The organism is Pseudanabaena sp. UWO310, from assembly GCF_006861605.1.
Lineage (GTDB): Bacteria > Cyanobacteriota > Cyanobacteriia > Pseudanabaenales > Pseudanabaenaceae > Pseudanabaena.
Window position 1 is genome coordinate 12583 of record NZ_SELU01000038.1, and the last position, 12011, is coordinate 24593.

9 protein-coding genes are annotated in these 12011 nt (G+C 42.7%); 2 read left to right on the top strand and 7 right to left on the bottom strand.

The features are described 5' to 3' along the window. Nucleotides 1-309 precede the first annotated feature (309 nt). Complete coding sequence (locus tag PseudUWO310_RS13615) at nt 310-1359, top strand: hypothetical protein (RefSeq protein ID WP_142602144.1); 1050 nt, start codon at nt 310-312, stop codon at nt 1357-1359. An 81-nt stretch (nt 1360-1440) separates the two neighbouring features. Here PseudUWO310_RS13615 and PseudUWO310_RS13620 read toward each other — a convergent pair whose 3' ends face one another. Continuing rightward, entirely contained in the window at nt 1441-2352 is a 912-nt protein-coding gene (locus PseudUWO310_RS13620) for an ABC transporter ATP-binding protein (RefSeq protein WP_142602146.1), read from the bottom strand. Between the two features lie 437 nt (nt 2353-2789). After that, nucleotides 2790-5249 (bottom strand): NACHT domain-containing protein, encoded by a 2460-nt coding sequence (locus PseudUWO310_RS13625; RefSeq protein WP_142602148.1) that lies wholly within the window; start codon nt 5247-5249, stop codon nt 2790-2792. A 317-nt stretch (nt 5250-5566) separates the two neighbouring features. On the opposite strand from PseudUWO310_RS13625, the gene PseudUWO310_RS13630 reads away from it, so the two are divergent. After that, nucleotides 5567-6274 (top strand): ROK family protein, encoded by a 708-nt coding sequence (locus PseudUWO310_RS13630; protein WP_142602150.1) that lies wholly within the window; start codon nt 5567-5569, stop codon nt 6272-6274. 280 nt (nt 6275-6554) lie between these two features. Here the strand turns inward: PseudUWO310_RS13630 and PseudUWO310_RS13635 are convergent, their stop codons facing one another. The 5 genes from PseudUWO310_RS13635 to PseudUWO310_RS13655 form a co-directional block, all read right to left on the bottom strand. Then, entirely contained in the window at nt 6555-7292 is a 738-nt protein-coding gene (locus PseudUWO310_RS13635; RefSeq protein ID WP_142602152.1) for a Uma2 family endonuclease, read from the bottom strand. 62 nt (nt 7293-7354) lie between these two features. Next, nucleotides 7355-8179: a Uma2 family endonuclease gene (locus tag PseudUWO310_RS13640; RefSeq protein ID WP_190316026.1), complete on the bottom strand. Its 825-nt coding sequence runs from the start codon at nt 8177-8179 to the stop codon at nt 7355-7357. Between the two features lie 43 nt (nt 8180-8222). Continuing rightward, nucleotides 8223-8501 carry a Uma2 family endonuclease gene (locus PseudUWO310_RS13645; RefSeq protein WP_223805664.1) on the bottom strand — a complete coding sequence of 93 codons (279 nt, stop codon included), beginning with the start codon at nt 8499-8501 and terminating at the stop codon, nt 8223-8225. Nucleotides 8502-8575: 74 nt separating this feature from the next. Next, nucleotides 8576-10861, bottom strand: coding sequence for a RelA/SpoT family protein (locus tag PseudUWO310_RS13650; protein WP_142602154.1), 2286 nt, complete (start codon nt 10859-10861; stop codon nt 8576-8578). A 549-nt stretch (nt 10862-11410) separates the two neighbouring features. Beyond that, entirely contained in the window at nt 11411-11848 is a 438-nt protein-coding gene (locus PseudUWO310_RS13655; RefSeq protein ID WP_009625175.1) for an ATP-binding protein, read from the bottom strand. Nucleotides 11849-12011: the final 163 nt, after the last annotated feature.

Sequence of the window (12011 nt, forward strand, 5' to 3'; positions counted from 1 at the left end):
GATCGAAGTTGCAAAATTCATTCTTTAAAACAATATTTTAAAGCACTCGCTACCATACTCAAGCAAATAAGTAGCTAGGCATAATTAATTACAAACCAAAACCCGTAAAGTTGCGCCCCTACGGGGCGCAACTTTACGGGTTTTGGCAATTTATCAAGTCAGGAAAACAAAAACAATAGAGAGTTGCGGCGCTTAGCGCCGCAACTCTCTATTGTTTTTGTGACTTTTCGACTAGATATTTTTTGCCAGATAAACTATACCCAGATAAACTATACAATGTAGCGAAATGAGGCTAGATAGCGCCCAGCTATGAGTAATATTTTTTTGCTGCCACCAAACCTAGACAAGAAAGAGCGTTTTGCTGCTTCTTGGGAATATTTGCTGAAAAATGTTCAAGGTTTAGGTCAAGATTTCGTTAGTTTCCTGACTCAGCGATCGGGAAAGCCCCGTTCAACATTTATTAAAGCGGTTAGCTATCCTTTTTTCTCATCGGACATCCAGCCCGATATTCTTTTAGAATGCCAAGATTTTGATATTATCTGTGACCATCGTATCGAAAGCGAGTTGAGTGAGTACTCGCTCGCGACCTTTTTGGCGATCGCTAAGCTTCAATCCAAACCAACCTATGTAGCGGTGATTAGCAATAGTTACTGCTTGTTCGAGCCCGAAATTTTAGATAGTGAGGAAGCCAAGCTTTACTATCTGCAACCCCACGATGATATTAATTCCTCAATGCCCTATTTCTGCTGGCAGGATATCTATGCTTTGGTAGCCCAAAAGCAACATCATCTCGCCCATGAGTTTGGGGAATACATGCATTCTATGAACATGCAACCTTGGCAACATCGCATGTGGGGGGATCTATTCCTCAATCCCGATGTGGCAAAATCCTTTAGCGAACAATGGGGGCAAACTATAGATTATTTTGAAGGAATAGCGATCGCCAAACAGAGTGGTTATAGCGCCTTAGAGATTATTTATCCTCTACCTTGGCTACAATTGCTGTATCTATATGCAGCGAGATCAGTCCCCCATCAAGATCTGCAATCTGTAAGCCCCTATCTAGTCGCAACAGTTTGGATCAAGGGGGATGCGCGGAAGCAAATCCGCGCTTTTCAGGGCATCAATCAGAGCTTTGTCATACCTGAAAATAACGATCTTATTGTCGAAGTCCGCGCCAGTGTCGCCGATGGTCTATGGATGATGAAAGCTGGTAGCCGTCCGAAGTTAGCTGCCACCTATTACACCTCACTCGATCGCCTTGTATCTAAAGATATTCCCCAAGTTCAAGCCAATCTATTAGCTTTTACCAAGGCAGTATTTGCCCATGTAAAAAGTATCGTCAGTAGTTCAGTTTAGACGTTGCGGCGCTTCGCGCCACAACCTCTAATTCTTCACTGGAACAATAATTAGACGTTGCGGCGCTTCGCGCCACAACGCCTAATTCTTCACTGGGAAGGGAGTATTTTGGGTGACTTCGACATAGATATTTTCAAGGCGGACTGGCTGACGCATAATTGAGTCAATTTTGATCCCTTCAAAACATTCCAAAATTTCTTTTAGCTCCATCGCCCTCGGTAGCCAAAAAGCAAGATCTCGCCCATAGTGGCGATAATCAAAGCCGAGTTCGATCGCTCTAGCGATCGCCAAATTCTCAGTTGGCGTACAGATAATGGCAATTTCCTTTGCAGGAATATATTTACGCAGTTCCTCAAGACTCCCTTCAGCCAATAAATTTCCCTTCTTGATAATACCAATCCGCTGACAGAGGCGTTCAGCTTCTTCTAGCATATGAGTAGTCAGTAAAATAGCAGTATCCTGACTACTCAGCTTACGAATTAATTCCCAAACTTCATAACGGGCTTCGATATCCAGTCCTGTGGTTGGCTCATCTAGTACGACTAATTGCGGCTGATGGACGAGCGCAAGAGCCATACTTAATCGCCGCTGCATCCCTCCGCTGAGGGTTTCCGCAATACTTTGGGCGCGATCGCTTAATCCCACTAATTCCAAACAATAATGAGCTTGTTTCTGACAGGCTTGGTTATTCAATCCGTAAAGCTGCCCAAAAAAACGCAGATTTTCTTCACAGGTTAAGCTCTTATAAAAAATATTATCCTGTGGGGCGACTCCGATGAGCGATCGCGTTGATACCGATGGTTTTTGACCATTCATCGTTACCAATCCGCGATCGGCGGCGATCAGCCCACATAAAATACTAATCATAGTAGTTTTGCCAGCTCCATTAGGGCCCAGCAAACCATAGACTTCCCCCGACTGAATAGCAAAGCTTAAGTCATGCAAAACTTGCTTCTTTCCATAAGATTTACAGATTTTGCGAACTTCTAGCACGGAATATCGATCTCTTTAAAGTAATGCCTAAAAGTATAGCAATCGGCATTGATAAGTATAAGTAAACTTACCAACTAAAAGTCATTGTCTGTAAACTATTGCCAAAGTTGATCAAGGAATTGGCAGTGCTTTGTATAGCTGCCGCCAGTTTTGCTAGAACAAAATCAAAACCCCAAAGAGAGTTGCCGCGCTCCGCGCGGCAACTCTCTTTGGGGTTTTATACCAATTCCCAAAATGGCAACGCCATTTTGGGAATCTCAAAACCTTACTGGGTTTGGTTTTCAATCCCCAAAAGTGTAGCCACACTTTTGGGGATTGGTATGAGAGAGGCTGCGACTTCGCCCAGATAAAGTATCCCGATGTCAGAGCGTAAAGGGTTTGCTACGCAAACCCTTTACGCTCTGACAGTTTCAAATTATCCCGAACTCACGTTGAAATTAGTAATGCAGCAGGTTGTACTCACCCTGCGGCAGTAGCAAAGTGGACTCAATTTGATTTTTAATTAAGGGACTGACATATTCAGCATTATTTAAACATTCGATCAATAGCTTGTTCGCATCGTGATAGGTTCGCAATACCTTCAACTGAGTGTCACTAAATTGCCACTCCTGAGAACTTTTCCGATGCTGAACAATTAAATTACGCAGCTTTTTCGACCAATCTAAACCCTTAGCTTGCCACCACTTTGCAAAAACATCTCGGTTTTTGTAAGGATCGGGAAACTTCTGGCGCAAAAATTGTAGGGCTCTAGATAGATCGGGTTCCAGAACGCAGGCTAGCTCTAAAATGGGGTGATTGGCAAAGTATAGGGCTAAGTCAAGATTGAGCGCGAGATTAATGGTGTAATCGATATCGACCTGCGTCTCTGTAATGCTATTGTCAGCCCCCATTGCTTTTGCCAAAGCCCGTTCTAAGGATCGGGAATGGGCAATGTCTAAAGCTCGAGCGCGATCGAGGGAACGTGCATTTTCTAGATCGACATCCAAATACAACGCCCGAATTGTTACGGCCTTGTATGGAGTTCGGATTTGAATCGACTGTTGATTAACCCATGTTAGAAATGACTGCAAGTGTGGATCTTTGCTCACTATCTCGTCAATTTTGCGCTTCATCATCTGTAGGATGTGATCGGCTTGTTGGGAGATGCTAATGGTCATCACGATCACACCATGCCAGCGTCTGAGGTATATCCGTTCTAGCAGATAGTTTTGTGCGGCACTGGGGGCACTATTGGCAAGTCGATAGGCCGCGAGGTAATCATGCAAGGTGGTGTAGTTTAAGGAATGAAAACCTTTCGCACATTCAATCAATAAACTATGTTGCCACTTAAAGGACTGCAAGAGCCGATCGCGATCAATGGGAACAGCTAGGCTGCGGCTGTTACTAATACAGGCTTGAAAATCATCCTCAAGTTCGTTATTTTGCCATACATAACCATGGCGATCTAGGGAGACAATGGCTATATAGGAAAGTAAATCTTGTTTTTGTGAAGTTGATAGTTCGCGATCGCCATGGAGGGGAAAGCATTTAGTCTGATTCCATTTCGTTAGTAGCAGATCGAGAATTTCTTGGTAGAAGTTGGGCTTAAGATATTCGCAACTGTTGAATACATTACATAGATAGGTTAGTAGTAGGGGATTGCGGGCAATTTCTGCTAAGGGCTTATTGGTTGCTAAAAGCTGTTGGAATTTTTCATTTTTTTTCGGTTTTTCCGCGCAAGTAACCTGAAACCATTTACTGGCAAAGGTGCTAATTTGTGAATCTTGAAAAGGGGCGATCGCAAAGGCGGAAAATGATTCGAGGATATGCCCATAGATTGGGTTACGAGAGGAGAAGACCATCCGATTTTTGGGATAGCGATCGCTAAAGTTGGTAATTTGCTGTACGATTTCCCCACGATTGGCTTCTGGCAAGTCGTCAATCCCATCCCAAAACAGTAATAGACGACCTTTAATAAGTAACTGTTCTAATAATTGGTGATCAGAGGATTCATCTAGCAATCCATAGATCGTGATTTGTTTCTTTAACCATGTAAAAGGATCACTGTCATTAGGGGACACAAGCGATCGCAATGGCAAAAATACAGGTAGATATTTCGGTAATATTTTGCCCGCAACGCAAGCCATTGCCAAATATTTGAGTAGGGTCGTCTTACCAGAGCCCAGTCCGCCAACGAGTAAAACTAGCTTAAATTCTTCTAAAGCTCTACTAGCGGGAATTATCGGCGGATGTAGCTTATCTAAATAAAAGCGATCGTATTGTTCGGGAGGGATATTTGCAAAGGTTTCATTGAGATCCAGATATTGACTGCTGGGTAAATTAGTAAAAACACTCAGTTCGGTATATAAATCATGCAGACAGACTGGTACACTCACATCAATTATTCTGAGGCGATCGCATTGACGGATCAGCGCGGCTGAGATTCTTTGCCGTAGGCTATGTACGGATAGGTCAATATTTTCCAGCAAATTTAGAGCGATATTATCACTGGAGTTTTGATCACTGGAGTTTTGGTTAACGTTTTGCGAAATACGCTCCTTACTAGCGCCATCAGATAGCAACTCGTTCGCATTCGCGACATTGCGATTACTTCTACTCGCATTCGTAAATATCGTGGGAGTTTCCCTATTTGCATCATCATCGCTAGGCTCGGACAAATTCTCGCCTGACAATTCCCCTCCTTCCTGCAAAGTTGTTAATGAAATACCTAATTTTTCACAAACCAGATTGTAGGTATGGCGATCGACGATTTCACCATTCAAAAAATTATCGACTAATTGAACGGCAATACTAAGCTCACTTGCCAGATCTGATGGCGTAAAACCCTGACGGGAAATTTCATCCCTTGCTTTACTAAGGATATCTGCTGGAGCTCTTAGCATTAAGGATGCCACCATAGTTCTTATGCCTCTATTGCCAATTTCATTAAAATACAATAAACCTTAATATTTCCATTTAAGGTGTCATTTATTTATTAATACAGTCAATTTAACACTGCTAGTAAAAATATTGGTTTTCTGACAATGCAAAGCATTGTATATTGCGATCGCAATATGCGATCGCAAACTAACTTATACCAAAACACAAAATGGCTATGCCATTTTGTGTTTTTAAAAACCTTAGTGGGTTCGGTTTTCAACTCACAAAATTGTTGTCACACTTTTGTGAATTGGTATTAATTAGTTCTATTATCTAATATAAGAAGTCTATTCCCGTGAGTTTATTAACATTAGCCATCGATGTAGGTGGTAGTAGTATTAAGGCGATCGTCTTAAAAGATGATGGTACGGCAATCTCCGATCGGTCACTTATTCATACACCACATCCCGCAACGCCAGATGTGATTGTAGCGACATTAATCGATCTGATTTGGACACAGGGAGAATTTGATCGCCTTTCTATCGGATTTCCCAGTGTTGTCGAAAATGGCATCACAAGAGGAGCCATTAACTTACATCCCGATTGGGATGGGTTTCCTTTAGCCGAAGTATTGAGTCAGAAGTTAGGCAAGCCCTTTAGGATCGCCAATGATGCCGATGTACAGGGCTGTGGCGCGATCGCGGGTCATGGGGTGGAGTTGGTAATTACGCTAGGCACTGGCTTTGGCTCGTCCCTCTTTTTGGATGGCAAATTATTACCCAATCTAGAAATCGGTCAGCATATTTGGCGCGATCGCCACACCTACGAAGATCTCTTAGGACAAGCGGCTCTCGATCAAGTTGGTGTAGAAATATGGAATAACCGATTATCAGAGGCGATCGCTACGCTCTATAAATTATTTAATTTTGACAAAATATATCTCGGTGGTGGCAATTCTCGCTTAGTTAACCTTAGTTTACCCCCTCATTTACTAACTAAAGTAGCGATCGTCTCCAACGATTTAGGGCTAATTGGCGGACTATATTTGTGGAAATCATCATAAATTAATTTGTAGGTAAATTTTATGTTTATGGAGTTATGCTTTTATACCAAATCACAAAATGGCGTAGCCATTTTGTGATTTTAAAGCCCTTACTGGGTTTGGTTTTCAATTCCCAAAAATGTGGCTACATTTTTGGGAATTGGTATTAGGTAATCGCTCTAATCAAATTACAGCGCTTTGCGCTCAAACCCAAACTAAGGAAATTTTTGAAAGCGTTGCTTAGCAACGCTTTCAAAAATTCCCTTGTGGTTCGTTTGATCGGTAATTGCTGTAAATCAGATCAAATTTGATCAGGATCGATCCCTATTGATCTTAAGTAATTCGCTAGTTTTTCCTTTTGTTGACGTTCATGCTCGACTCGCTCTTCCGCAGTCAAATACCTGACACAATCGCGATCGTACCAATAGAGCCATTCCCGATCCCAATCAGCACTAATACTGCGCTCACAACCAAGCCCCAAGCCAATTTCTGGCATCCATACTACTTTGCCAACTTCCGACAACAGCGTCACCGATGGCATTAATTCGTACTTGCCATCGATTAATTTATAAACTTCTAAAGATTCGTGCTTTTTATAAATTCCTCTGCGACCGCTTGAGGTGTTGTAAATCGCATAGTAAAGCATTCCTAAATCTTGATATAGCTGTAGTTTGCGATCGTATTCACCGTTATATTTCTTGGAGATGACTTCTAATACCAAAACTGGTAATACCTTTTCTTGCCATAGCACATAGCTCAAGCGTCCGTTTTCATCTATCCGACGCGGTACACCTAAAGCCAAAAATCCATCGGGAACAATTACCTTTGATTTTTCTGGCTCCTCAATATTTGGCTCATAATAAATCCCCATATCCACACCCCAAAACCAATCTTGGCGATCGCCCCAAATTGACCGCAATAAATTAAGCAGCATATTGGGAATATCATTTTGGAGTTCATTATCCACAGGGGTTTCGTCGGAGTCAGGTAGCTCTTCCGCAGTGGGGAGTTGGCGGTATTCGGAAGAAACTGTAATCATAGCTTTCAGTACGTTAGGTTAGCTTGATTCTTTCATTCAGTATAACAATCAGAGCAGGACAGTTAAATTGCCTCAGGATCAACACCTATCGACCTTAAGTAATTCGCTAATTTTTCTTTTTGTTGTCGCTCTTGATCGGCGATCGCCCGTTGTTGATCGGCGATCGCCTCAGCATCCAATCGCGCCTGTTTTTCCGCGATCGCCCGTTCATCACCCGTTAGCAACAAATTCCCCGACTCATCCCACCAGCGCAACCAAGATACACCATTCTCTAATTTCAGCCCAAGTTCCACACCCATCGGGGCGATCGCAAAGTGTCCGCGATCATTGGGTTGCATCTGGATATAACGCCCATCAACCAAGTGATAAGCCTCAAGATCATCTTTCCATGCATCAAAAATCACATAAAAAGGAATCCGAATGGCTTGTTCGTAAACCCAGAATTTACCAGCTTTTTCGGTTTCACTAGGCGGCGTTGTGTCTCTTTCTTCAGTCCCATTGCCAGAAACAAATTCAATCGCAATTAAGGGGGCAACAAATTCTTTCCACAATACATAGGAACGGCGATATTCACCATCGAGAAGCGGCGATACATTAGGAACGTAAAACCAGTCGGGCGCTTCGGCTCCTTTTTCGGGTGGTTCCATTAGCCTCCAATAAATGCCGCTATCTTGCCCAATGCAGTAGCGTCCATCGGGATGTAATTTTTCTAAAATAGGGCTGATCGAACTAGTTAAAACAATACTTTGTGGATGTTCCTGAAAATTTTTCACAAAGGTTCCGTCTGAATCTGGCAGTTGTTTATGATCGGGGAGGCTAATTGGTGTGGAGGGAATATTAGAAGGTGGGGAACCAGTAGTTTTGATTGGCGCTTGCGTGGTTTGCATAGTAACTCTAGGAGATACGTTGGTTCGATCTTAACATCAATTTTTAGCTTGCTGCATCGGGAGAGCGATCGCTACCCTTCGGCAAACTAAACCCAGTCGATGAATCAAAGGTTTTACCTCGTTTGCATGAGTGATTCCATACATAGAGTTCACCGTTGAGATCAGAATTAAAACTACCAGTCTCGCCGCCCGTTGGGGACATAACGATTAATTCTCCTTTAGCAGTGCGCTCTAGTTTCATTTCAGGGTTTGCCGCACAGAGCTTGATGAACTCGCGAGTCAGTGAGATCACTGGACTAAGATCGATGGTTTGAAAGTTCATGATTTTTCCATGAAATCCTAAAGAGAGATCCTAAAGAGAGATCCTAAAGGGAGAGCGAAACGGCTCCCTTAACTTTATTCTCCAACAAGTCGAGAAACAGAAAGGGTGTCACACATTTTCTTAATTTGATTGCACACCCGATCAAATTGGTGGCGATCGCTAATATCGATACTGAGATCAATAATTGCGGCTTTGCCTTTCTTGGTCTGGACATTCGCCCTACGCACGTTAATTTTATTGTCCGATAGGCGGGTTAAGATGTCCCGTAATACCCCAACGCGATCGATCGTTTCCACCCGAATATCAATGGGATAGGTTTGATCGCGATCGCTTTCTTTCTGGTAATTCCAACCCACATGGAGAAGGCGATCGCTAGGAATACTGGCAAGGTTATTACAATCGTTACGGTGGATCGTGATCCCGCGATTGCTTCCTAGCGCGACAACTCCTGAAATCGGTTCTCCTGGTAATGGAGCGCAACAACCTGCGATCGAATAGACCATCCCTTCTATGCCCAAAATAGGCGATTTAGAATTGTGGTTATGGGCTGGTTCGTGACGCGATTCAAACTTTTGAGGGTTGAAGTAGCGCTCGTTATGTTGATTTTCCCGCAGCTTATTAACTACCGCATTAACCGAGGTTTCCCCATAACCAATACCTGCAATCAGATCCTCGACATTATGATAGTTACATCGCTCTGCTAACTTCTGCATTTGATCGGATTTGAGCAATGCTTCCAATCCATTTTTACCTAGTTCGCGTTCTAAAGCATTGCGCCCTAAAGCGAGATTCTCTTCGCGACGCGATCGCTTAAACCACTGGCGAATCCTGCTTTTTGCCGAATTTGTAGCAACAAAATTAATCCAGTCGGTACTGGGATGGGCATTATTTTGCGTGAGGATAGTAACGATATCGCCATGCTTGAGCGGACGTTGCAAAGGAACCATCACATTATTGACCAAGGCTCCCGAACAATGATTACCTACTTCCGTATGCACTCGATAGGCAAAGTCTACGGGTGTCGCTCCGCGAGGCAAACAGTACACATCTCCTTTCGGACTAAACACATATACTTCACTATCAAATAAATCTTCCTTGACACTATCAAGATATTCTTGGGGATCTTTCAGTTCCCTTTGCCATTCTACTAATTGACGCAGCCAAGTAAACTTTTGGTCGTCCCCCTTGAGTGGTTTGCTGACCGAATTACTCTCTTTATATTTCCAATGCGCGGCAATTCCATAGTCAGCGATGTGATGCATTTCCCATGTCCGAATCTGCACCTCCACAGGTTGCCCCTTAGGTCCAATCACCGCCGTATGTAGCGATTGGTAGCGATTGGGTTTGGGCAACCCAATATAGTCTTTAAAGCGTCCCGGAATCGGACAAAAATGATCGTGAACGACGGCAAGGACGCGGTAACATTCCTCTTTGGTATTGACGATCACCCTCACGGCTTGGATGTCGTAAATCTCGTTGTACTGTTTCTTTTGGCGTTCCATTTTACGGAAGATGCCATACAAATGTTTCGGTCTGCCGCTAATCTCAAAATCATCAATCCCCATAGATGCAAGGCGATCGCCTAACACCTTGGTCACCTCCGTTAGTTGCTCCTGACGGCTCTCATGGGTCTCAGCGACCAAAGATTCCATCATTTGATACTGCTCTGGCTCGATATATTTAAACGCAATATCTTCGAGTTCCCACTTGATCTGCCCTAAACCCAAACGGTTTGCTAAAGGTGCAAAAATCTCGCGGGTTTCTCTGGAAATCAAGACTTGTTTTTCGGAGCGGAGATGTTGCAGCGTTCGCATATTGTGCAAGCGATCGGCCAGCTTGACGATAATTACCCGAATGTCCTGAGCCATAGCCAGAAACATGCGGCGAAAATTTTCGGCTTGACTTTCTGTTTTACTCTCAAAACTAAATTTCGATAACTTAGTTACTCCTTCCACCAATTGACGAATTTCTTTCCCAAATTTCTCTTCAATTTGATCGCAGGATACATCGGTATCTTCAACCACATCATGCAAAAAACCTGCGGCAATCATGGCATTACTACCACCAAGATCCTTCAAAATTGCTGCCACCGAGATGGGATGCAATATGTAGGGTTCTCCCGAAGCTCGGCATTGACCATCATGGAGCCGATAGGCAAAATCTAAAGCCCGACAAACAACATCTTCATTCTCTAAACTCTCCCCCCTTTGCGATTTCTCCCATCCACTTCTTAGCCAGTCTGGGATCGATGCATCTACTACCGCAATACATTCTCGCGCTTTTTCGCTATCTATTTCAACATCTACCGGCCGACCTAGACGTTCTACTGGAGCTTCAGCTAATAATGTCATCGGAGTCATACTTTTAATTTCGCCTTGGCAAAGATAGTTGTTAAGATTTTCATAACCTTATTTTAAACTTTATGTCAAATACGCCGTTTTGTCTCTAGGGAAACAAACTTTTGTACTTTTTTATGCATTAGTTACCCATAAACCAACACATTCATAAAGTTAAATTATCGATCTAGCTATGACGGCTAGGTTGAGGCTAAAGTTTTAGTCTAAAAATTTAGACTAAGTATTTGTCACTATTTATTTGTCACCATTATAGCGATCGCCACCAGATAAAAGGCATTATCTCGAACTAAATCCGAATCTCTACTCGATTGTTCAATATTTAATACCAATTCACGAAAGTATGACAATACTTTTGTGAATTAAAAACCAAACCCAGTAAGGGTTTGCAAAACACAAAATGACTACGCCATTTTGTGTTTTGGTATAAAAACATGAAAGTTACCTTGCAAAGCACGACAAACCTCATGTTTTTTCGGCTTTTTTATTGATATGTAAACTTGAAGAGCATAGCGTCTGCTATGCTCTTCAAGTTTACTCATGCCTAGCTACTTACTAGACGATCATTGGTTTGCTCGAACGATCAATTTTTTTGCAAAGAGTCAAGCGATGGGTATCGCAATCCCAATGCACATGCTCAAAAATTTTGCGTAGTATATAGAAACCCCTACCACATTCCAAATCATGGCAAGGAGTCGGATCGTCTTTGCCTCCACCCGAAGATTGAAGATCATCACCTTGATCGGTGATAATCCACCAGTACATTTGTGAAACTATTGAGAATTTAACAGTAATTTGTTTGCATGGATCGAAGGAATTACCATGCTTAACGGCGTTGACTAGCGCTTCTTGCAGTCCCAAGCGTAACTCTGGTTGCCATTCTGAAGGGACTTCGTCTAGCAACAAATCCAGTACTGGGGCAAGATAGAGGGTTGAAGTAAAACTGAGATTACTCCACTTTCGTCCTACTGGACGTACAGGTGTCACAATCACGAACTTTTAACTCCTCTGAAAAACTGCTATAGCCTGCCTTGATATTTTTTGAATAGCCACGCTATTCACCAAACATGCAATGGAATTAATTAAATTCACGATCGCCATACAATAGATCTAGATCTTATTCTAGCGAAAAAATCTTTCCTAAAATCGTTTCTAA